24 protein-coding genes are annotated in these 19,946 nt (G+C 51.8%); 11 read left to right on the plus strand and 13 right to left on the minus strand.

The features are described from left to right. Nucleotides 1–102: 102 nt before the first annotated feature. Nucleotides 103–762: a type 1 glutamine amidotransferase domain-containing protein gene (locus tag KNP85_RS04905; protein WP_021067971.1), complete on the minus strand. Its 660-nt coding sequence runs from the start codon at nucleotides 760–762 to the stop codon at nucleotides 103–105. Nucleotides 763–1,133: 371 nt separating this feature from the next. On the opposite strand from KNP85_RS04905, the gene KNP85_RS04910 reads away from it, so the two are divergent. Continuing rightward, nucleotides 1,134–2,240 (plus strand): glycerol dehydrogenase, encoded by a 1,107-nt coding sequence (locus tag KNP85_RS04910; RefSeq protein ID WP_214718643.1) that lies wholly within the window; start codon nucleotides 1,134–1,136, stop codon nucleotides 2,238–2,240. Nucleotides 2,241–2,259: 19 nt separating this feature from the next. Here the strand turns inward: KNP85_RS04910 and KNP85_RS04915 are convergent, their stop codons facing one another. Both KNP85_RS04915 and KNP85_RS04920 read right to left on the minus strand, forming a co-directional pair. Beyond that, nucleotides 2,260–2,730 (minus strand): hypothetical protein, encoded by a 471-nt coding sequence (locus KNP85_RS04915; protein ID WP_214801708.1) that lies wholly within the window; start codon nucleotides 2,728–2,730, stop codon nucleotides 2,260–2,262. 61 nt (nucleotides 2,731–2,791) lie between these two features. Further along, nucleotides 2,792–3,010: a hypothetical protein gene (locus tag KNP85_RS04920; protein ID WP_021067968.1), complete on the minus strand. Its 219-nt coding sequence runs from the start codon at nucleotides 3,008–3,010 to the stop codon at nucleotides 2,792–2,794. A gap of 208 nt (nucleotides 3,011–3,218) precedes the next feature. On the opposite strand from KNP85_RS04920, the gene KNP85_RS04925 reads away from it, so the two are divergent. After that, entirely contained in the window at nucleotides 3,219–4,058 is an 840-nt protein-coding gene (locus tag KNP85_RS04925; protein ID WP_214801711.1) for a M15 family metallopeptidase, read from the plus strand. A 78-nt stretch (nucleotides 4,059–4,136) separates the two neighbouring features. After that, nucleotides 4,137–4,472: an antibiotic biosynthesis monooxygenase gene (locus tag KNP85_RS04930; RefSeq protein WP_214801714.1), complete on the plus strand. Its 336-nt coding sequence runs from the start codon at nucleotides 4,137–4,139 to the stop codon at nucleotides 4,470–4,472. Here KNP85_RS04930 and KNP85_RS04935 read toward each other — a convergent pair. Then, a complete protein-coding gene (locus KNP85_RS04935) occupies nucleotides 4,455–5,156 on the minus strand; it encodes a CBS domain-containing protein (RefSeq protein ID WP_214718655.1) in 702 nt (233 codons plus the stop codon). The genes KNP85_RS04930 and KNP85_RS04935 overlap by 18 nt on opposite strands. A 111-nt stretch (nucleotides 5,157–5,267) precedes the next feature. Here KNP85_RS04935 and KNP85_RS04940 point away from each other — a divergent pair, with 111 nt between their 5' ends. Beyond that, nucleotides 5,268–5,996 carry an AzlC family ABC transporter permease gene (locus KNP85_RS04940; RefSeq protein WP_214718656.1) on the plus strand — a complete coding sequence of 243 codons (729 nt, stop codon included), beginning with the start codon at nucleotides 5,268–5,270 and terminating at the stop codon, nucleotides 5,994–5,996. Continuing rightward, nucleotides 5,993–6,295, plus strand: coding sequence for an AzlD domain-containing protein (locus KNP85_RS04945; protein ID WP_214718657.1), 303 nt, complete (start codon nucleotides 5,993–5,995; stop codon nucleotides 6,293–6,295). Before KNP85_RS04940 ends, KNP85_RS04945 begins: the two co-directional genes overlap by 4 nt. Nucleotides 6,296–6,331: 36 nt before the next feature. Here KNP85_RS04945 and KNP85_RS04950 read toward each other — a convergent pair whose 3' ends face one another. Together KNP85_RS04950 and KNP85_RS04955 are read right to left on the minus strand one after the other, a co-directional pair. Continuing rightward, nucleotides 6,332–7,810, minus strand: coding sequence for an HD domain-containing phosphohydrolase (locus KNP85_RS04950; RefSeq protein WP_214801717.1), 1,479 nt, complete (start codon nucleotides 7,808–7,810; stop codon nucleotides 6,332–6,334). 112 nt (nucleotides 7,811–7,922) lie between these two features. Then, nucleotides 7,923–9,710, minus strand: a complete 1,788-nt coding sequence (locus KNP85_RS04955) for a mechanosensitive ion channel (protein WP_214801720.1) — start codon at nucleotides 9,708–9,710, stop codon at nucleotides 7,923–7,925. Nucleotides 9,711–9,933: 223 nt separating this feature from the next. On the opposite strand from KNP85_RS04955, the gene mgsA reads away from it, so the two are divergent. From mgsA to KNP85_RS04975, 4 genes are all read left to right on the plus strand, one after another. Continuing rightward, nucleotides 9,934–10,347, plus strand: a complete 414-nt coding sequence (gene mgsA / locus KNP85_RS04960; RefSeq protein ID WP_214718660.1) for a methylglyoxal synthase — start codon at nucleotides 9,934–9,936, stop codon at nucleotides 10,345–10,347. A gap of 90 nt (nucleotides 10,348–10,437) precedes the next feature. Then, nucleotides 10,438–11,247 (plus strand): hypothetical protein, encoded by an 810-nt coding sequence (locus KNP85_RS04965; RefSeq protein WP_251130268.1) that lies wholly within the window; start codon nucleotides 10,438–10,440, stop codon nucleotides 11,245–11,247. Nucleotides 11,248–11,360: 113 nt separating this feature from the next. After that, nucleotides 11,361–11,876: a YflT domain-containing protein gene (locus KNP85_RS04970; RefSeq protein WP_214801723.1), complete on the plus strand. Its 516-nt coding sequence runs from the start codon at nucleotides 11,361–11,363 to the stop codon at nucleotides 11,874–11,876. 13 nt (nucleotides 11,877–11,889) lie between these two features. After that, nucleotides 11,890–12,588, plus strand: coding sequence for a YflT domain-containing protein (locus tag KNP85_RS04975; RefSeq protein WP_214801726.1), 699 nt, complete (start codon nucleotides 11,890–11,892; stop codon nucleotides 12,586–12,588). A 46-nt stretch (nucleotides 12,589–12,634) separates the two neighbouring features. Here KNP85_RS04975 and KNP85_RS04980 read toward each other — a convergent pair whose 3' ends face one another. Genes KNP85_RS04980 through KNP85_RS04990 form a run of 3 tightly spaced genes read right to left on the minus strand, consistent with a single transcriptional unit; the run spans nucleotide 12,635 to nucleotide 15,921 of the window. Continuing rightward, nucleotides 12,635–13,597 carry a 2-hydroxyacid dehydrogenase gene (locus tag KNP85_RS04980; protein ID WP_214708328.1) on the minus strand — a complete coding sequence of 321 codons (963 nt, stop codon included), beginning with the start codon at nucleotides 13,595–13,597 and terminating at the stop codon, nucleotides 12,635–12,637. A gap of 50 nt (nucleotides 13,598–13,647) precedes the next feature. Continuing rightward, a complete protein-coding gene (locus KNP85_RS04985) occupies nucleotides 13,648–14,790 on the minus strand; it encodes a YcjF family protein (RefSeq protein ID WP_214799430.1) in 1,143 nt (380 codons plus the stop codon). A 12-nt stretch (nucleotides 14,791–14,802) separates the two neighbouring features. Next, nucleotides 14,803–15,921, minus strand: a complete 1,119-nt coding sequence (locus KNP85_RS04990; protein WP_214718671.1) for a GTPase — start codon at nucleotides 15,919–15,921, stop codon at nucleotides 14,803–14,805. 81 nt (nucleotides 15,922–16,002) lie between these two features. Between KNP85_RS04990 and KNP85_RS04995 the strand changes: the two genes are divergently transcribed. Both KNP85_RS04995 and KNP85_RS05000 read left to right on the plus strand, forming a co-directional pair. Next, nucleotides 16,003–16,389 (plus strand): VOC family protein, encoded by a 387-nt coding sequence (locus tag KNP85_RS04995; RefSeq protein ID WP_214718672.1) that lies wholly within the window; start codon nucleotides 16,003–16,005, stop codon nucleotides 16,387–16,389. A 95-nt stretch (nucleotides 16,390–16,484) separates the two neighbouring features. After that, on the plus strand, nucleotides 16,485–17,285 hold the full coding sequence (locus tag KNP85_RS05000; RefSeq protein ID WP_214801728.1) for a formate/nitrite transporter family protein: 801 nt from the start codon (nucleotides 16,485–16,487) through the stop codon (nucleotides 17,283–17,285). A 51-nt stretch (nucleotides 17,286–17,336) separates the two neighbouring features. Here the strand turns inward: KNP85_RS05000 and KNP85_RS05005 are convergent, their stop codons facing one another. The 4 genes from KNP85_RS05005 to KNP85_RS05020 form a co-directional block, all read right to left on the minus strand. Beyond that, nucleotides 17,337–18,800, minus strand: coding sequence for an alanine/glycine:cation symporter family protein (locus KNP85_RS05005; RefSeq protein ID WP_029596374.1), 1,464 nt, complete (start codon nucleotides 18,798–18,800; stop codon nucleotides 17,337–17,339). A gap of 345 nt (nucleotides 18,801–19,145) precedes the next feature. Next, nucleotides 19,146–19,313: a hypothetical protein gene (locus KNP85_RS05010; RefSeq protein ID WP_021067950.1), complete on the minus strand. Its 168-nt coding sequence runs from the start codon at nucleotides 19,311–19,313 to the stop codon at nucleotides 19,146–19,148. Between the two features lies 1 nt (nucleotide 19,314). Further along, a complete protein-coding gene (locus tag KNP85_RS05015; protein ID WP_021067949.1) occupies nucleotides 19,315–19,518 on the minus strand; it encodes a YwbE family protein in 204 nt (67 codons plus the stop codon). A 64-nt stretch (nucleotides 19,519–19,582) separates the two neighbouring features. Next, a complete protein-coding gene (locus KNP85_RS05020; protein WP_214801730.1) occupies nucleotides 19,583–19,915 on the minus strand; it encodes a hypothetical protein in 333 nt (110 codons plus the stop codon). Nucleotides 19,916–19,946: the final 31 nt, after the last annotated feature.

Here is a 19,946-nt window from a genome sequence, read left to right on the forward strand (position 1 = left end):
TCCTATCTCCTCGTCTGACTGTACGTGAGATGGAGCGCTTTGAAAAGGACATATGTCCGAAAAAAAGACAGCTTAGAAATGATTTCTAAGCTGTCGTTACGATTATCCAAGCAATTTGACGATTTCCGCGCCGACTTGTTCTGACGACTGCGGGTTCTGACCCGTGACAAGGCGCTCGTCCACGGCTACATTGACGGCCCAGTTGTCGGCGTTATCGAATTTCCCACCGCGCTCACGCATTGCTGATTCAAGTAGGAACGGCACCGCTGAGTCGAGCTGCATCTCGCGCTCTTCTGCGTCCGTGAATCCTGTCACGCGCTTGTCTTTGACGAGCGGTTCTCCGTTGCTTAACTTGACGTTGACGAGACCGATCGGGCCATGACAGACGGCTGCGACGACGTTTCCACCTTCATACGTGTCACGGATGACACGCTGTAGCGTCTCACTGTTCGGGAAGTCGACGACCGTCCCATGCCCACCCGGAAGGAAAACAGCGTCATACGTGTCATCCGCCACTTGATCAAGTCGGGCTGTATCTTTCAATAGATGCTGCGTATCCAACACCTCTTGCGGCAATTCGCCCTCTAAGCTGTTCGCATCGATTGGCACGTCTCCGCCTTCGATGCTCGCTACTGTGACTTTATAGCCTTGCTTCTCAAATTGAAGGTACGGTGCAGCAAATTCCTCGAGCCAAAGCCCTGTCGCGTGACCGTTTTCTAATTGATCGGCAGACGTCGTGACAATCAGTACATGTTTAGACATTGAAAATTCCTCCTTCTAAATTAAGCATACGAAAGAGTTGTTCCCGCTCTGGCTCCATTCAAACCTCTGGACCTGCGACGTCGGTCTTTTTTTGACCTGGTCCGATTTTGGAAATGGCGTCCGCCTGCCAATCATCTATACTCATCACATAATAGTAGAAGGGAACGATTGTGATGAAATACGTACTCGATTGGGGATTTCTTGCCGTCGCCGTTTTAATTGTGTTACTCGTGATGATGAGTGGGCTGTGAACGATGTTCAGGTTGGATTCACGGAGCTGTCACAAGGATGACTGTTTGAAGCTAGAGTTGAATCGGGAACAAATCTACTGTTGCCCTATCGCTACCGTTACTTCAGAAAGGATGTTGAATATGTCAGAACGTGTATTTATCAGTCCAGCCAAGTACGTGCAAGGCAAGAATACAATCGATCGGATTGGGGACCATGTCGGTCACTTCGGGTCACAGGCGCTGCTCATCGCCGATGACATCGTCTGGCGCTTGATTGGGGAGCGGGTGACCGATTCACTTAAAGCGAGCGGCGTCAACGCTGAGAAGGCTGATTTCGTCGGGGAGGCTTCGCGTCACGAGATTGAACGGATTGCCAAAGCGGCCGCAGAGAGCCATACCGCAGTCGTCATCGGGATGGGCGGCGGAAAAACGCTCGATACGGCCAAAGCCGTCGCTGACGAACTAGATGCCCGCATCGTGATCGTACCGACCATCGCTTCGACGGATGCGCCGACGAGTGCCCTCTCTGTCATCTATACGGATGAAGGAAACTTTGAGACGTATCGGTTCTATAAAAAGAATCCGGATTTGGTTCTCGTCGACACGAAACTGATTGCTGAGGCCCCGGCTCGTTTCCTCGCCTCAGGAATTGCCGACGCGCTCGCGACATGGGTCGAGGTTCGAAGCGTCCTCGCCTTTGGGGGAAAAACGATGGCGGGCGGTGTCCCGACCATTGCCGCGGAGGCAATTGCCAAACGCTGTGAAGAAGTGCTGTTCGATTACGGGATTTTAGCTTACGAATCCGTAAAAGCCAAAGTTGTCACGCCGGCACTCGAGTCCGTCGTCGAAGCGAACACGCTCTTGAGCGGTCTCGGGTTCGAGAGTGGTGGATTAGCCGCTGCGCATGCCATCCATAACGGATTCACGGCCCTGCATGGCGACATTCACCATTTGACGCACGGCGAAAAAGTCGCCTTCGGTACACTCGTCCAACTCGCACTCGAAGGCCGGACGCAGGCAGAGTTTGACCGCTACGTCGCCTTGTATATGGCGCTCGATTTGCCGGTCACGCTTGAAGACGTGAAATTGAAAGATGCTTCCCGCGAGGACATCCTAAAAGTCGGCCAAGCCGCGACCGCAGAAGGCGAGACGATTCATAGCGGATTCGATGTGACCCCAGAACAAGTCGCCGATGCCATCATCGCGGCCGACCGCTACGCCCTCCTGTATCAAAGTAAACTAAGCTAAACAAACGAACGAGGAACGGCTAGTTGAGCCGTTCCTCGTTCGTTTGTTTGCGGGTGACGAAGGAAAACGCCACTCCAAGTGCCATACAACTGACCGTCAAAACGAAAAACGTCAATTGGTTCGCATAAATGATGTTCGTGAACTGATTCCACCCTGACGCATAGGCCGCGTTCTCAGAAGCACGGATGCCTGCGCGGAGCGAAGCAGCCTGCTCGGCGTTAATATAGAAACTGACTCCCGCCATGACGAGACTCCCCACCAAGAGACCGATTCGCGCCAAACGGTTTACCGACGCGACGGTGCGCTGCGCGAGCCGAATCGTAATCCAAATGAACAAAAGGACGAACGGCCAACCGACCAGCAAAACGAGTACGTACGGATTCCCCTCGCCCGCCGGTTCCGTATAAGCGGCGGTCATCGTCTCACCTAGCTTAAAAAGCACAAACGTAATGAGCGTGATGATGAACCACGCCTTAATCAATTTATCCATGACAACACCTCGTCCTCAGTATAGCAAAAAAACACCATGCACTTTCGCACATGGTGTCCGGTCAAGCTTTTGGACGGACGGCATAGTAAATCAAGATGACGAGCCACGTCCAGACGCCGGTGAAAATCCCGATAATCCCGATGATGAAGAATCCGAGAGGAATCATCGATTTCGTCCGATTGTAATCTTTCCACATACTCGATAGCCCTTTGATGTTGAAATACAAAAAGGCAAAGAATAGGACAAGCAATAACAATGGTAAACCAAAAATGAGTTCCATATGCGCTCACTCCTTTCGATACTTCGATCCATCTCTTTCCTACACGATAAGTGTATCTTTTTTGGGCTGCCGGCACATCGGGCTCAGGCAGTACACGCTTCAGGTCAAGAGACGGAGACGATTTATCTCTTATTCCCTGATTCGTTATCTTTTCATCATTTGAAAAAAAGGGAAAAGAAGAGCAACGACTCAAAAGGAGGTCATCCTCATGAAACTCATCCGTGTACTCCTCGTCCTGATACTCATCTTTCCCGTCATATCCACTTCCGCCGCAACCCCGTCACCCCAGCCAGGCTACACGATTAAAACGACGAAACTGTACTGGCGGGCCATGCAAGCGTCCCCGGTCGCCAAGACGCTGTCCACGAACACACCTGTCCGTTACACGATGTATAATCGCAGTTGGTCAAACGTCTATATCGATGGCACACGCTACTATACTCCGTCGAGCAACTTGAAAGCTGGCATCCCGAAACTTGCGCCTGCGGAACGGATTCGACTCGTCAATAAACAACACGGCCTCTCGAGCACGTATCGTTCGCGGCAACTCGTCACGTTGACCATCCCGACCGTCTACACGAAAGGAAGCGAGCGAACCCTCATGGCCGCTGAAGCCGCTCACGCGCTAGCCCTCCTCTATTACGCCGGGCGAAAAGAAGGCCACACGTTGTATGCCCTCAGCGCCTATCGCTCCTACGCCACTCAAAAATCACTTTATACGTATTGGGTCAACACGCGAGGCACGGCGTACGCCTCAAAATATGTCGCCCGTCCTGGATATAGTGAGCATCAAACCGGCCTCGCCGTCGATATGACGAGTGCACGCATGCAGATGGGACTCTATGCCTCGTTCGACCAGACCCCAGAAGGCAAATGGATGCTCCAACAGGCACACCGTTACGGATTTATCGTCCGCTATCCGAAAGGCAAAGAGAAAATCACCGGTTACAACTACGAGCCATGGCATCTACGGTACGTCGGTGTGAAAGAAGCGACAACGATGAAACAACAAAATTGGACGTTCGAGGAGTGGTGGGCCGAACGTTGATGCGAGCATCTCGAGCGAGGCATCGATCGTGTTCCATGTATAATGAACCCGTACGATATCGCAGAGGAGGACATGTGCATGTGGATTGTCATGAACAAACTAGACGTTGAAAAAGGGAAGATTGAGGCGGTCACCGCCCGTTTCCAAACGACGAAAGGCATCGAGTCGATGGATGGATTCATCCGGATGCAAGTGTTGACGGATACATCGGATGAGACGAAAGATCAGGTCGTCATCATAACGACGTGGCGCGACGCGGCGAGCTTTGAGAATTGGCGCGATAGCGGTGCGTATAAACATGCCCACAAAAAACGGGACGACGGCACTTCTGAAGTGAAGCCCATCGTCCTCGGAAACACGGTCACTCAATATGAGGTCGCCATCGAGCACGGCGCCTCAACCGATGACGTATAAAATATCTTGTGGTCGGATAATCCCGAGTAACGGCTCATCTTCTTGTCCCGTCTCGGTAATGAGCAAGGCATCGAGACGGACGCCATCCTTCATACTAATGAAATGATGGTGCGCCTCGATGACCGACGTCTCTTGCGCGATAAATCGGTACCGTCGCCGGTGCGGGTCGTGTTGGAGTACGTGCTTGACTTGAACGCCTTCGAGTGACACATGCGGCCCGTCGACCGTTTCGGCGAGCCAACTGGTCACTCCTTTTTTCGTCAACAACCCACGCCACGACCCGTCTTGGTTATAGACAGGGAACTGCGAATAATTCTTGTCTCGAATCTCGCCGAGCACGGCGACGAGCGAATCGTCGGCGTCAAACGTCGTCACGATTTTACGGAACAGCGGGATGACTTGACGCGGATGGAGCAGTTCTTTCTCCACTTCGAGAATCAAATTGACGATCGAGTCATGCGGTTCAGCGATGATGAAGTCCGGCTCCCGCCGTTCGTGGACGATGGCGTTCCGCAACTGACTCATTTGATGTAAATCTTCTTTATACCTGTCAATAATCGGATTATGTTTGGCAAGACGGTTAACCATGTTGCTGAAACTGAAATGCTGGCCGTCCCCCATCTCTCGACTCAAGTAATCCTCAATCCGATGATACGATGCGATAAATTCTTCAGCTCGACTCATACATTCACGCTCCTTATCGCCTTTATATACCCTATTTTTTTAGTTTCGAGCAGGAAAGCGTGACCCAATCTCGAATCCACATTAAATCATCTATGAAATGGAGGAGGTCTCATGGCAACCCCGGTCTCTCAAATGACACCGATTCCGAATAAGGACGCCTTCCGTTCTGGCATGCGTGCCGGCATTCCCGTCGCCGTCGGCTACATCCCGATTGCCATCGCCTTCGGCCTGCTTGCGAAATCATTCGATATGCCAAACGTCATCACGCTTGCCATGTCCTTATTCATCTTTGCCGGTGCCAGTCAGTTCATCGGTGTCCAGTTGATTATGGCCGGTTCGATGTATTGGGAGATTATCTTGACGACGTTCATCCTGAACTTACGGCACTTCCTGATGTCGGCGTCGTTGTCCCAACGTCTCGAGACGACCTCGAATCGATTTCTGGCCGCCATCGCGTTCGGCGTGACCGATGAGACGTTCAGTGTCGCCTCGACGCGTGACGAGTCGACGCGCGGCCACTTTGTGCTCGGGCTAAACATGATTGCCTTCTTGGCTTGGAACGTCGGGACATGGATTGGCGTCTTTCTCGCCTTCGGCTTGCCCGCCTCGGTCCAAACGAGTATGGGCATCGCCTTGTACGCCATGTTCATCGGCCTACTCGTCCCATCCCTTACCCGCAAACCGGTCATCGTCGTAGCTGCAATCGCCGTCTTGACTCAAGCCATTCTCTACTTCGGCGTCTCTCCATTCATCCCGCTGTCGTCCGGTTTGAGCATCATCTTGGCCACGATGGTCGCAGCCGGCATCGGCGCTTTCGTATACAAGGAGGATGAGGTATGATCAGTCTGTTTTTGCTCGTCCTTGCCATGGCGTTCGTCACATACATCCCGCGGCTCGTTCCGCTGCTTTGGCTCCGGGACGTCAAGTTGCCGCCGCTCTTGAAGCGATTTTTACTGTTCACGCCTTATGCGGTGCTCGCCAGCCTGATTTTTCCGGGCATCCTACAGGCGACGAACAGTCTCACGTCCGCTTTAGCGGGTGGGATGGTCGCCGCAGCGCTCGCATTACTCCGGGCCAACTTGATGCTCGTCGTCATCGGCGGCATCGCCGGGGTGTATCTCGTTGATGCGTTTCTCTAACAAACAAGTCCGCCCGATTTGGGCGGACTTGTTTGTTTAGGCAGAGACGGCCTGACGTCGTAATTGAACGAACACGTCGACGAATGCGGCATCCCACTGGGTACCACGTCCACTCTCGAGAATCGAGAGTGCTTTTTCGACAGGCATCCCCTTCCGATACGGACGGTCCGATGTCATGGCGTCATACGCGTCGGCAATCGCCATGATGCGACCGAAGAGCGGAATACGTTCTCCGACCAATCCGTCCGGATATCCGCGCCCGTCAATCCGTTCATGGTGAGACCGGACCCCGGCCATAATCGGTTGCAGTGACTCGGGCAAGGCGATTTGATTCAATATATGAATGCCGATTGTCGGATGCTCTTGAATCTGGGCGAACTCATGGTCCGTCAACTTTCCTTCTTTCAACAGCACATCGTCACGAATCCCAATTTTCCCGATATCGTGTAGCAACGCCGATTTGCGGAGCAGTTCAATCTGTTCATTCGGCAACTGAAGTGCCTGTGCCAATTCGACTGAATAGGCGGCCACCCGCTCAGAATGTCCGGCCGTATACGAATCGCGGGCATCGAGTGTCGCGGCGAACAAAACAAATAGGCTATTTAACAGTTGTTCGTTTTCCTGATCACGGTACGTGACGTTCGTCACCATTTGGTTGAACCCGGTGACGAGTTGGGCGAACTCATCGGAGTAAGGGTTGTCGATTGTGTTCAACCGTCCGGCATCCAATGCGGCGACCCCTTCGGTCAAGGCCCCGATTGGACGCTTGATGTTGTCATACAACAAAAAACTACTGAACGTCGCAACTCCGATGATGACGACCAAAATCAAAGCCGCCCACTGCCAATACGCATCGGCTTGTTCTACCGTCGACAGCTGCACTCCTGACGCTAAAATGAACAATGCGACCGGGAAGACCCCGATGACGAGCATGCTAATCAACAACTTCGTTCGGACGCTGATGGACCGATACGTCGCTTGCAGCGGACGTTGATGTAGGCGATGGCTCATCTCTTGCAATTGGAGCAAGAGCGTTTCCACCGACCGGTACGTCAAAAAGAATTCGATAAGCGCGTGTAAGATGGCAATCAAGATGGCGCCGAATGCCGCCAAACCAATCAACCGATACGGGAGGTCGATCCAGCCTTGGTGAATGGCAAATGCCGTCAAACTCATCGCTGGAACGGATAACCCGAATAAGTGCGGACCAAGAATCCGCTTTACCGTCAACGTGGGAAAGTGACTCGTCTGATTGAACGCTTGTTGTAACGCCTCATAGGTCGGTGCATCCGTATGGAACACGTGATAGATAGGACGAATGTGACGCCGATAGAGGAGTAATTCAAGCCCAATCATCGTCATGCCCGACAACCCCATGATGACGGCCAAGATGAGCATCTCGGCCGGGGAAAGACTGAGCGTCTGAAAAATAAACAGTCCCCCGACCCCAAACACAGCGATGCCTGATCCCCATATGTAGTTCATAATGAGCGTACGTTGAAACTGTTTGAACATATGTATGTCACTCCTGCCTTCTTACCGACCTGTTTCTTATTATATCGACAAAAGTGACACCATTTTACAGCAAAACAAAACGGGCCCCTGTACAGGGACCCGTCCTTCACTGTTATGGACGAAGTGGACCTTCGTTGTCATCAAGTGAACGGTTATCTTGATCTGGTGTGATGTTGTCATGGAACGGGTTCGGCTCTGGACCGTCTACGTTCGTCACATCAGATTGTGGGGTTTGGGGACGATTCGTTTCGCGTTTCAACTCTTGTTTCGTTTGATTCGCTTCACGTTTCGACTGCTCCACACCTTGTTTCGCCTGTTGCTTCGCAGCTTCGGCTTCTTGATTCATTTGGGCTTTTTCTTGCTCGAGACCTTCTTTCGATACTTCTGTCTCATCAATTCGTTTCTCCGCTTTCTTCAAGTAGCGAGCTGCTGTCTCGCGTCCACCAAGACCGAAGGCAAGACCGAAGGCGAGGGCAACTGCACCGAGGATGAGCAAGAATGCCGTATTGACGATCATTGGCGCGATGCCAAGTTGGCTGATTGCCATGAAGAAAGCGATTCCAAGAATCGCGTATTTCGCGACGTGGCGCAAGACGCTCGGTTGGCCAGCTCCATCTACGAGCACGCTACCGACGAGACGCTCTGCCATGTTCGCGAGCCAGAAACCGACCGCCAAGATGACGATGGCTGCGATGACCATTGGCAAGTATGCGAAGATTGCTGTTGCGAGCGAAGCCATAAAGTCGAGGTTCGCGACTTGAAGTGCCTCTGATACGAACAACAAGATGATGATGATTTGAACGATGGTTCCGATGACTTGTGCAATCGATGTCGATGATGTTGAGCGGCCACCGAGACCCATTTTGCTAGCGAGTGAGTTGACGCCCAAGTTCTCAAGGAGAGACACGACGACACCTTTCAACCACTTGGCAATAAACACACCGGCGAGAATCAAGACGATTGCCACGATGATATTCGGAATCATCGCCAAGACATCATTGAGCATCGAGATGGCCGGATCTGAAATTCCACGAACATCAAGTGCTTCAAGCGCTGAAATCGTGACCGGAATCATAATCAAGATGAAGACGATCGTTCCAACCGCTTTTGCGAGACTTGACCCTTTCACGTAATCAGCCAAGTGAAGTTTCTCGGCGAAGCGGTTAAGACCTGCCGCTTCCAAGAACTTCGTCAAAATATCGCGGACGATTTTCGCAACGACATAACCAATCGCGAAGATAAGGGCTGCAGCGACAAGTTTTGGAATGAAGGCAAGGAAACTGTTCAACAAGTCTTCAAACGGACCGCTGATGCCTCGTAACCCAAGCGCATCGAGTACCGCTGGAAGAGCTAACAATAGGACAAGGTAAAAGACGATATTGGCGACCGTGTCAACCCATTTCGTCTGATTGACACTAGTCGACTCTTGGCCTGTCTTCTCCATCAACTTGTTCAAGTTGAGACGATGACCTGCCATTTGAATCCCTTTCTTCAAGAGCGTGGCGATAATCCATGCGACGAGCAGGATGAGACCTGCTTTAATCACGCCTGTGATCAAGCCAGAGAAGCCGGCATAGATTTGACTGAACGGTTGAGCGACAGCTGGTACGTTCAAGAATTCAAAGATAATTAAGAATGCGAGAAGCAGTACGCCGAAGAAGACGACTTTTGCGATGATGCGTTCAGGCGTCCACCGCTTTTCCTCTCTTCTAGGCTTTCCGGGTTCACCTTCTTGTTTTACCCCTACACGGTCGTCAAGACGTGCTTTGCGAAGCGCTTTGCGCGTCACATTTTCAAGAACTTTCGCCAAAATGAATCCGACGACAAGAATGACCAAGGCAAGCAAAAGCTCAGGCAGCCATGACATGAATGTGTTGAAGTTATAAGTAGTATCGTTCATTTAACATCTTCCTCCAATCTCTTTTTGAAATGATTTCATTTATTTGACTCTTTGTATAAATACCAACATTTTCATCTGCCTAAACCTTGCCATTTCCTATTCCTCTATAAATCATTCTCGTCAAAACGTTTTTTAGAAAGTGCTCTTATAAGAAAGAAGTCGTGTCTTTCTCCAGTAAATGTGATACGAATTAAAAGAAGAAGTCTTTTGAGGAGGAATCAAGATGAACATCGCCCTGATTGCCCACGATAAGAAAAAAGATGATTTGATTGTGCTCGTAAAAGCCTACGCCCACGTCTTGAAACAACATCAATTATTCGCGACCGGCACAACCGGGAAGCGCGTCGCCGAGGCGACTGGTTTACCGGTCCATTGTTTTCAATCCGGACCGCTTGGCGGGGACCAAGAAATCGGTGCCGCCGTCGCCCGAGGCGAGATAGACATGATTATTTTCTTCCGTGACCCGTTGACGGCCCAGCCGCACGAACCCGATGTGAGCGCCTTGATGCGTCTCTGTGACGTGTATTCGATTCCGCTAGCGACGAATATGGGAGGCAGTGAGATTCTCATCCGCAGCATCGAACAAGGGGACTTCGAATCATTGACGCTATCGCATAACGACCCACCCCCGGAATAATCCAACTATGAGAAGAGAGGAATTTTTCTGAAATCACACGTATCGAACGACCCAATCGTTCAACAGTTTTACGATCAAGTCCGAACGCACTTGCACGACCTGCTCAATGATGAGACGAAAGCCGATCGGTTGCTCGACAGTTTAGCGGGCTATATTCGACAAGCGGAAAAGAACGAACAGTCGCTAGAGGGGCTGACCAAGCAAAACCCGAAGGACTATGCCTTATTCTTAATCGAACAACCGACGACGAACGAAGAGTATCGCCGTCGCTACCATACGATGATCGAGGCGTCAGAAGAATTGAAATCGCATGAGAAAACTCAAGCCAATCGGGAATTCGACTGGGCCATCGATCGGCTCAACGACGTCCAGGTCAAGCTTCAAGATGTCGAGATGCGTGACGTCTCCTTTTTGGCCTATACAAAAATCGAGGCCATCAAATCATCGCGTCGCGTCTGGAATCAATTCGGTTGGCTGCTCGGCATGATTTTAGCGTTCGCCTATGCGAATCTGTTGCTCGTTATGGATGACGTATTCAGTTTGCGCTTGTTCACGGCACCGGCCACGCCTTATCCGCTCGACTACTTCGGATTCGTGCTCCCAGTGTTGTTGACTGGTGCCGTGTTTGGACTTTTGACGCGGTTTCGCCATCACTTTCAGACGTTAGGACGACGGATTCTATTCGCCTTGCTCATCATTGCCGTATACGTCGGGTTCGTTTTACTGACCCAGCCCATCCTGTTCTCGCTCGGATGGTCATTCTTGATTCAATTGACGCCTGTGTATGCGCTCATTCTGCTCGCGATCAGTGGATTCATGGCCATGTGGACACTCGTCGAGTTCGTTTGGAAGAACACGCGATGCCATCTCGGAAACGAAACATTGATGATTTATTATTGATGACGCCATTCTCGCCTTGAGATGGCGTTTTTTGTTTGAACCTTTGTTAGAACGGAAATTACTAATAGCGTGACGTCGATTTAACAAATAAACGATTACGAAGGAGGCACAACATGTCGGATCGCAAAATCATTGGGTTATTCCATAATGAGCAAGAAGTCATGGATAAAGTGAATGAACTCAAGCAAGCTGGGGAAGCAGAGAAAAACATGCACGTCGTAGCCAAGCGGGATGGGGAAATTTCTGCCTTGCGTTACCACACCGATGTGAACGCCGAATCGGGGATTCGTGATGTCAACTGGTTGGACCGTGTGAAAGCGTTCCTTCACGGAAGCGACCGCATTCGCGATGAGTTGAGAAACATGGGACTCAGCGACGCGGAGGCTGAAGAGTATTACACGTCAATTGATGCCGGCAAACTACTGCTATACGTCGATAAGCATTCGTACGAACGCTATCCAAACATGTACAAAAAAGATAGTGAGCTCGACCATGATAAAGGGGAAGATGCGGACGGCATCGCCTTCGATGCGAAACCGTTCAATGATCACGACGAAGAACCACGTGGCACGAAAGAGGACCCGATCGTCCGCGGACATTCTGGCTTAGAAGACCATCGCCGATTATAAGGAGGAAAACACTATGAGTGAGAAACGATTTATCAGCATGTATGACACGCAAGACGCGGCACTCGGTAAAGTCGAGGAGTTGCGTGCAAAAGGCTACAAAGATTCAGACATCTATGTCGTCGCCAAGCATGAGGACAATGTCTCAATTTTGCGTCATCAGACAGACGTCCATACCGAAGCGTCGCCCCATACCGGATGGTTCGATAAAGTTCGGGCTTTCTTGAGCGGGCATGAGGATGTACACGCGGGACTTCGAAATATGGGATTGAGCGAAGAAGAGGTAAATCGCCACTATAGCGACGTCGAGGCCGGAAAAATCTTGATTTATGTGGACGAAGATTTCGAACGTCGCCACAATGAAGGACTGACGGTCGATTCGACACGGTATAACGACACAAGACACGATACGAGCCACCAAGGCCATCATACGGCCGACGGTCTCGAAATCGATTCGACTCCATATAACGATCCAAACCGTACGACCGATGGCACAAGCCGGTCTGATCGGTCGCCCTCATCTGACGGCTTAGAAATCGATTCTAAACCGTACAATGAATCGGTCGGTGATAATCCGAACCGGGCCGTCGACCCCGAGCAGGACATATTGGATAAAAAATCCGAGTTGACTGACCGTGAGAACAAGTTGCGTGGACTCGATGACCGGGCCCTCCGAAACGATTACGAAGATCCAGACAATATCCGCCGTTTCTAACCAAGATGCAACAAGGACCTGACCACAACCCGGTCAGGTCCTTGTTTTACGTTAATCGGTTTTTCGGCTCTTCTCCTTCGAGCACGTTCACGATGGCTTCCCGATTGAGCGCCATCATGGCAAGCCTTGTCTTGATGGAGGCGCTGCCGATATGCGGCAACGTCGTCACGTTCGGGAGCGTCAAGAGTGGATGGTCCATCGCCACCGGTTCTTTAGCGAACACATCAAGTCCCGCCGCCCAAATCCGCCGTTCCTTCAGTGCTTCATAGAGCGCCGTCTCATCGATAATCTCGCCACGAGCGACGTTGATGAAGACCGCTGTCTCTTTCATTTTCGCGAACTGCTCTGCGCCTAACATCCCACGTGTCTCTTCGGTGAGCGGCGCGAGGACGACGACGAAGTCGGACTGTTCGAGCAACTCGTCGAGTTCCGCATAGACGAAGCCATACATCGATTCCGATTCATGGCGACGCGTCCGATTATGGTACAACACATCCATGTCGAAGCCGCGGGCCCGACGTGCGACTGCTTCCCCGATTCGACCCATGCCGATGATCCCGAGTTTGGCCCGATACAAGTCCATCCCGACGTAACCCATCGGCGTCCACGATTTCCATTCGCCGTCTCGTAAATCGCGTTCTGCTTCCCCGAGCCGACGTGCCGTCATCATCATCAATCCGAACGCGAGATCGGCCGTCGTCTCTGTCAACACGTCCGGCGTGTTCGTCACGACGATGCCGCGTTCCTTGGCCGCTCCAATATCGATATTGTTATAGCCAACCGCCAAGTTCGAGATGACTTCGAGTTGCGAGGCCTGTTCAATCACTTCCCGGTCGATTGTATCACTGAGCATCGTCCAGAGCGCATGCGCTGACGCCGCTTCTTTCAACAAGACGTCGCGCGGGACGCTCTTCGCTTCTTCTTCCCACATGCGGACCTCGTACTTGTCCCGTAGCGGTGCCACAGCCTCTTCCGGTAATCGTCTCGTGATGTAAATTCGTTTCTTCATGTCGTTTCCCCCTTTTGTCTCGTCTCGACCAGTGTATCAAACCGGTTCAATCAAGACTTCTTTTTCGTCACTGGATTTTGTTCCATGAACTTTTCGAACAACGAGCCAAAGTCACTGTCGAGCAGTTGCTCAATCGTCTTCGATGAGTCCATCGCGTTCCGGTACGCGACTTCGTTGATGGCGAGGCCGATCGCCCACGTGATGCCTGATGCGACAGTCGCATTGATGACACTCGCCGCCGCGTTCGCCCCCGGGAAGAATTTCATGACGTTCAGTAAAATCGTCTTCGAGAGCGCCCGTCCGATTTGCGGGATGATGGTGCTGCCGATCAGCGTCTTCAGCATATCGTCGTTCGCTTTCACGCCCCAGTAGCGGAACAAGTGAACGCTCATCGTCACTTGAATCGGTGTGAGCGCGATCGCATCAGCGAACGGAAGCGGAACGGCGGCCGCCGTTCCGGCACTGGCGACATAACCCGAGATGATGCGGTTCGCCTTCTTCCGCTTCAATTTGAGCATCGCCTCACTCTCGGCATGAATCTCCATAAGCAACCCTTCTTGGAGCGAGTGATCGAGCTGTTCGACCGACCACGTGACAAGACGTTCCCAATCGAGATGGGCCCGTAATTCCGGATCATTCAACAGCTCGGCGGCGACGCTGACTTGGAACACGGCCTCTTCAGGTACCACATCCATTAATTCCTGTCGGAGGGCCGTGAGCTCATCTACATCGACTTGGTCGATTTGAGTCAACAGGACGGCGACCGATGTCGCTTCGTTCAACTGTTTGATGAGCGCCCGGTCGAGCGGGGTGACCCGTTTCATCGAGGCGTTGATGACATACCAGACGAGATGAATCTGTTCGGCCGCCCCTTTCGTCTGGGCCCGCTCAACGAAACCGATGACTTCATCGGCATACGCTTGTTGCCGGGCGCTCCCGATTTCATATCCTTCACTGTCGTAGAGCACGATGGCGATCTCATCACTCATGAACTGATGAATCCCTCGCGTCACCGGTTCACCGGCGGCCACTTTCGTCAAGTCGCGACCGAACACGTGGTTGACGACGGAACTCTTGCCTGATCCGGTCGCTCCCGCGATTAAGATATTCGGTTTTTTGACTTTTCCGCGCAATCGGTCGAGCTCTTCCTTCAAATCGTACGTATCAAAATTGAATGGGGTCTGTTTATCCATGTCCGTTCCTCCTCATTGATTGAGCGTCCGGCCGAGCCGTCGCATCTCTTCCTCGAATCCGCGGTGCACGTCCAGCTCGATCGTCTGTTTGACCAGCTCGTACTGTTGATTGACGGCTTTCTTGATGCCGCGCTCCGCCGTTCGCCGTTTGAACGCCCAGTAAATGAAGTGGACGCCCGGAATCATGCCGAGCACCATCTTTCGGACGGTCCGGTTAAACGAATAATCAAACCCGAGCTCGACCCGACGCGTTTTAAAAACAAGGTCGGACGGGGCGCCGACGAGCGGGTAGCGTTCCATCAATTGAATATAATGCCGAACGCCTTGGGCCATCGCCGCCTCTGTCGTCTCAGCGGCCGCTTCGAGCGTTCGTTCCAAGTCTTTTTCGATTTGCCGGGCTTTCCAGCTGATCATCACTTGCGGGGTGATCATGCGAATCGTCTCAGCCGAATGATAGCTCCGGGCGCGCCACGCCTCTAACTCGGTCAATAAATGACGCGTCAAGTTATGCGGTAGTTTTCGTTCGACGTCTTTCCAAAGGTTGGTCCGATTACGTTGCCACACCGCTTCATAGCCGATATGCGGCACGACTTGTCCGCCGAGCAATTTCTTTTCGACACTGTTGACGCGAATCATCGCATCCCGTGAAATTCCGAGTTCGCGCATGAGCACGTCCTCCATCGCTTCCGCCTTCTCGACGTTCATCGCACTGTCTGGGTTATAGTTCGTCAAGATGATCGTCACATTGCTTCGCTTCGCGTAGAGCGGTTTGAGAATCGATTCGAGTTCGTACGCCTCGACGCGCCCCGAGTTGATCGAGAGTAAATAATAGATGGTATGGAACCAGTCGGCGATATCGAGCGCACCTTCTCGCTTGTTGACGATGGAGAGGACCGCTTCATGCCATTCGTCGGACCGGTCCGCTTCGAGTCCCCACGTATCGAAGAAACGGAACAGGATACCGCGCTCGAGATCGTAGTACTCGTATTCGTGAAGTCCTTCGGCCGTCACCGGGCTGCCGGCACGTGACTCGGCAACGTCACGCCCATAAATGTAATTTAAAAAAGCGCTCTTCCCGACCCCGGTCTTCCCGGCGATCAATATGTTCGAGACAAGCCCCGTGTTGTCCATATGGTTCCCCCTGCATTCGTTATATAATAACCATTATACTAAACGGACGCATTTGAAACGTCCGACGGAAGGATGAGACCGATGCTGCACCATGTCGAACTGTACGTTTCCGATTTAACGAAGAGTCTCAACGCTTGGGACTGGCTTCTCACCGAGCTCGGCTATACCGTCTATCAACAATGGGACGAAGGGCGAAGTTATCGCTTCGGCGCCACGTATCTTGTCTTCGTCCAAACCGAGGCCGACCACCTCGAACCGCCCTATCATCGTAAAAAGACGGGGTTGAACCACCTCGCTTTTCATGCCTCCTCATTGGAGCAACTCGAGCGACTGCGCTCAGAATTGCCTCAGCACGGATTCACGGAGCTCTATGCCGATCGATTCCCTTACGCCGGTGGTCCGAACTATATCGCTCTTTATTTCGAGGATCCCGACCGCATGAAAGTCGAACTCGTGGCAACGATGTGAACAGTTGAAACGGCTTTCAAAAAAGTTTGTGAAAACAATTGCAAACTTTCAGTGGACCTCCTAGACTTAAGTTGTCTAAAGGAGGCCGTGTTCAAATGGAAAAACAAGCTGTCGAGTATATGGAAGAAGCCGCCTATAAAAAAGCGACGCTGTTGCGTCATGCGTTCGGTCACTACGCACTCCGCTCCATCGTCGCCGGGTTTCTAATCGGTATTGGGGTCGTGTTTGCCTTTTCGGTCGGTAACATGTTCATCGATGTTCCCGGGACGATGCTGTTTGCCGGGATGAGTTTCTCGGTCGCCCTCGTCTTCATCGTCTGGATGGGCGGCGAGCTGTTCACGAGCAACACGATGTATTTGTATACGGGCGCGAAACGCGGACGTGTCGACTGGCGCGATTTGACGGCCGTCTGGGGCATCAGTTGGATTGGTAACCTCGTCGGTGCGCTTCTCCTCGTCGGACTCGTCATCGGGGCCCACAGCATGGGTGACATCGATACGGATCACCTGTTGTCGGTCGTCGCTGCGAAAAAGATGGGCGGCGAGGCGTTCGCGATTTTCTTAAAAGGGATTTTGTGTAACATCCTCGTGTGTATCGCCATCTTCATGCCGCTGAAAACGAAGAATGATGTCGCCAAAATCATGCTGACGATGCTACCGGTCATCGTCTTTTTTGCCGCCGGTTTCGAGCACTCGATCGCCAATATGGGCATCTTCGGGCTCGCGCTCTATTATGTGCCGTCCGAGGCGATTAATATCGGTCTGGCGCTGCATAACCTCGTCTTTGCCACACTCGGCAATATCGTGGGCGGTGCCTTGTTCGTCGCCGGGACGTACGTCCATTTGAACTCCAAGCCAGCCGATACGAAAATCGAATCCATCCGTCAACAAGCATAAAAAGACAGGGACCCCGATGCGCAGGGCCCCTGTTGTTGCACATTGAACGAATTAACCTTTTGTCGTATCGGCAGCAGCCGCTTGGACTGCACCTTGTGCGACTTCTTCTTCTTCGACGTCCCAACATTCCGTGTTCTCGATGCCAAGTTTACGGGCCGAGAAGCGTGGGTTGAGCCCTTGGGCACGCTGCTCTTCGTAGTCGCGAAGGACTTTGAAGGCGACGCCACCGAGTAACGTGATGGCTGCAATGTTGATTAACGTCATCCCTGCCATGAACAAGTCAGCCAAGCTCCAGACGAAGCCGAGGCTTGCGACCGCTCCGATGAAGACGAACGCCATTGTCGCAAGGCGGAAACCAAGAACTGCGTTTTTGCTCTTCTTGATGAACTCGATGTTTGTTTCACCGTAGTAGTAGCTACCTGCGATTGAACTGAAGGCGAACAAGAAGACACTGACAGCGACGAACGCTGGCGCCCATGATCCGATTTGTTCGCTCAATGCATTTTGAAGCATGACGATTCCTTCTCCGTTACCGGCAGCATAGCTGTCTGAGAGGAGGATGATGGCCGCTGTTGCCGTACAGACGATCAACGTGTCCAAGAAGACGCCGAGCGCTTGAAGGAAACCTTGTTTCGCTGGGTGTGAAACTTCTGCGGCTGCTGCCGCGTTTGGTGCCGAACCCATACCTGCTTCGTTCGAGAAGAGACCGCGACGTACACCCATCGAGATGGCTGCTCCGACCGATCCACCGAACGCTTGCTCAAGACCGAATGCGCTCTGGAAGATCATCGCGAACACGCCTGGGATTTCTGTGATGTTGACGACGACGACATAAGCGGCGATGGCCAAGTACAATCCAGCCATAATCGGTACAACGATTGCCGAGAAGTTGGCGACACGGTGTACACCACCGAAGATGACCAATCCAGTCAAGACGACGAGGATGGCTCCACCGACGACGGCATCGATGCCGAACGCGTTATCAAACGCGGCCGCGATCGTGTTCGATTGCACTGAGTTGAAGATGAGACCGAACGTCACCGCGATTAAGACGGCGAAGACGATACCAAGGGCCCGGTTGTTGAGTCCTTTTTCAATGTAGTATGCTGGACCGCCGCGGTACGCGACGTCATCTTTTACTTTATAGACTTGTGCGAGCGTGCTCTCAATCATCGCTGTCGCTCCACCGAGAAGCGCGACGATCCACATCCAGAAGACCGCTCCTGGTCCACCGACCGTCACGGCGACGGTGACACCGGCCAAGTTACCCGTCCCGATTCGTGTGGCTGCTCCGATGAAGAACGATTTCATTGAACTGATGCTCTTGCTGTCTGTGACCTCCGGTTTTTCAGCGACGACCCGGAACATCTCTTTTAAGTAACGGAACTGCATAAAGCGTGTCCTCACTGTAAAGTAAATCCCGGCTCCGACGAGCGCGACGATGAGAACATACGTCCATAAGATGTTGTTCATGTAATCGACGCTTCCTTGTAACATGCTTTGCACGGCTTCCATAAATAAGTTCCTCCCTGTTGTGTGAATCTAAAGTTGTTAAGATGTTTTATAATGTCTTGTTTTGAATTATACAAAGATTCTGACAATTATCAATAATTTTTTTATAGGTCAGTTCACACTTATTTCATATGTTATATAACAAAAGTTGAGTTATAGCTTTATTTAAAGCGCTTACAAAGTTATCTGAAAGAAATAATAAATCTTTATTTCCCTGCTGTATTTTGACGTCCTCATTCAACTTGTTTCAAACTATTCGCTTTGTGAATAGGTTTTAATGTGTAGAAAGTATCAATCTCACTTCCTATTTGGGAAATAAAAAAACAGTCGCTCATTGAGCGGCTGCTTTTAAACGCCTGTCCGTTTCTTCTGGTTGTTCGGCTTCTTCGTCAACTGGTTCGTCAACGGTTTTTGCTTCGTCCCACGAAGTCCTGTCGGCACTTTCGTCTCGTTCTGTTTCTTCTCGGCGAGCTTTTGCTTCATCGCCTCTTGGAAACTTAATTTCTTTTCAGTCATGTCATTCACCTCCAGCTTCGATCACTTTCACCCGACCGACCTGTCCATCGCTTAAGCGTACTTTAATGCCGTGCGGGTGACGCGGCGAGTTCGTCAAAATGTCTTTGACGACGCCTGACGTCAACTTCCCACTCCGCTGATCTTGTTTTAGGACAATCTGGACGTGGAGCCCTGGGCGAATGTCCGCGCGTTTCGTGCCATCCATACCCGACACCCCTTTCCGTATAGTCAACCTCTATCATATGCTCTTTTCCCGCGTTTGTCACAATCTATTCCACGATGCCGATTTGTCCGACCGTCCTCGTCAAATAACTTTGATCGGTCTCGAATCGGTTCGTCTCCTTCCCCCAAGCCGTCTCGACCTCGACGCGGCCTCGTTCGAACGAGATTGTCAAAATCACTCGCCCTGCCTCATTTTGTAATCGAGCCACTCCTTGCAACGCGTGAAAGGCATGGGTCAAATCCCGTGCAAATTGGACATACGCCTCCGTCCGGACCGTCTCGATGACTTGCGCATGGACGAGTCGTAACGTGTCGCGTGACGCTTCCGCGATGACGAACTCGAATATCGTCTCATCGTTTCCCATTTCGATGTGATGCATGTTCCTTACCTCCTAAAAAGACACCTTCGCC

Source organism: Exiguobacterium sp. s194 (assembly GCF_018618275.1).
Taxonomy (GTDB): domain Bacteria; phylum Bacillota; class Bacilli; order Exiguobacteriales; family Exiguobacteriaceae; genus Exiguobacterium; species Exiguobacterium chiriqhucha.

Excerpts from the sequence above, each read along its gene's own strand:
- KNP85_RS04940 (WP_214718656.1), top strand. The coding sequence starts at position 5,268 with ATGGCAACCCCGGTCTCTCAAATGACACCGATTCCGAATAAGGACGCC.
- KNP85_RS04950 (WP_214801717.1), bottom strand. The coding sequence starts at position 7,810 with ATGTTCAAACAGTTTCAACGTACGCTCATTATGAACTACATATGGGGA.
- KNP85_RS04970 (WP_214801723.1), top strand. The coding sequence starts at position 11,361 with ATGTCGGATCGCAAAATCATTGGGTTATTCCATAATGAGCAAGAAGTC.
- KNP85_RS04935 (WP_214718655.1), bottom strand. The coding sequence starts at position 5,156 with ATGAGTCGAGCTGAAGAATTTATCGCATCGTATCATCGGATTGAGGAT.
- KNP85_RS04985 (WP_214799430.1), bottom strand. The coding sequence starts at position 14,790 with ATGGATAAACAGACCCCATTCAATTTTGATACGTACGATTTGAAGGAA.
- KNP85_RS04995 (WP_214718672.1), top strand. The coding sequence starts at position 16,003 with ATGCTGCACCATGTCGAACTGTACGTTTCCGATTTAACGAAGAGTCTC.
- KNP85_RS04930 (WP_214801714.1), top strand. The coding sequence starts at position 4,137 with ATGTGGATTGTCATGAACAAACTAGACGTTGAAAAAGGGAAGATTGAG.
- KNP85_RS05020 (WP_214801730.1), bottom strand. The coding sequence starts at position 19,915 with ATGCATCACATCGAAATGGGAAACGATGAGACGATATTCGAGTTCGTC.
- KNP85_RS04915 (WP_214801708.1), bottom strand. The coding sequence starts at position 2,730 with ATGGATAAATTGATTAAGGCGTGGTTCATCATCACGCTCATTACGTTT.
- KNP85_RS05010 (WP_021067950.1), bottom strand. The coding sequence starts at position 19,313 with ATGACTGAAAAGAAATTAAGTTTCCAAGAGGCGATGAAGCAAAAGCTC.
- KNP85_RS04920 (WP_021067968.1), bottom strand. The coding sequence starts at position 3,010 with ATGGAACTCATTTTTGGTTTACCATTGTTATTGCTTGTCCTATTCTTT.
- mgsA (WP_214718660.1), top strand. The coding sequence starts at position 9,934 with ATGAACATCGCCCTGATTGCCCACGATAAGAAAAAAGATGATTTGATT.
- KNP85_RS04925 (WP_214801711.1), top strand. The coding sequence starts at position 3,219 with ATGAAACTCATCCGTGTACTCCTCGTCCTGATACTCATCTTTCCCGTC.
- KNP85_RS04905 (WP_021067971.1), bottom strand. The coding sequence starts at position 762 with ATGTCTAAACATGTACTGATTGTCACGACGTCTGCCGATCAATTAGAA.
- KNP85_RS05005 (WP_029596374.1), bottom strand. The coding sequence starts at position 18,800 with ATGGAAGCCGTGCAAAGCATGTTACAAGGAAGCGTCGATTACATGAAC.
- KNP85_RS04990 (WP_214718671.1), bottom strand. The coding sequence starts at position 15,921 with ATGGACAACACGGGGCTTGTCTCGAACATATTGATCGCCGGGAAGACC.
- KNP85_RS05000 (WP_214801728.1), top strand. The coding sequence starts at position 16,485 with ATGGAAAAACAAGCTGTCGAGTATATGGAAGAAGCCGCCTATAAAAAA.
- KNP85_RS05015 (WP_021067949.1), bottom strand. The coding sequence starts at position 19,518 with ATGGATGGCACGAAACGCGCGGACATTCGCCCAGGGCTCCACGTCCAG.
- KNP85_RS04910 (WP_214718643.1), top strand. The coding sequence starts at position 1,134 with ATGTCAGAACGTGTATTTATCAGTCCAGCCAAGTACGTGCAAGGCAAG.
- KNP85_RS04955 (WP_214801720.1), bottom strand. The coding sequence starts at position 9,710 with ATGAACGATACTACTTATAACTTCAACACATTCATGTCATGGCTGCCT.
- KNP85_RS04980 (WP_214708328.1), bottom strand. The coding sequence starts at position 13,597 with ATGAAGAAACGAATTTACATCACGAGACGATTACCGGAAGAGGCTGTG.
- KNP85_RS04975 (WP_214801726.1), top strand. The coding sequence starts at position 11,890 with ATGAGTGAGAAACGATTTATCAGCATGTATGACACGCAAGACGCGGCA.
- KNP85_RS04945 (WP_214718657.1), top strand. The coding sequence starts at position 5,993 with ATGATCAGTCTGTTTTTGCTCGTCCTTGCCATGGCGTTCGTCACATAC.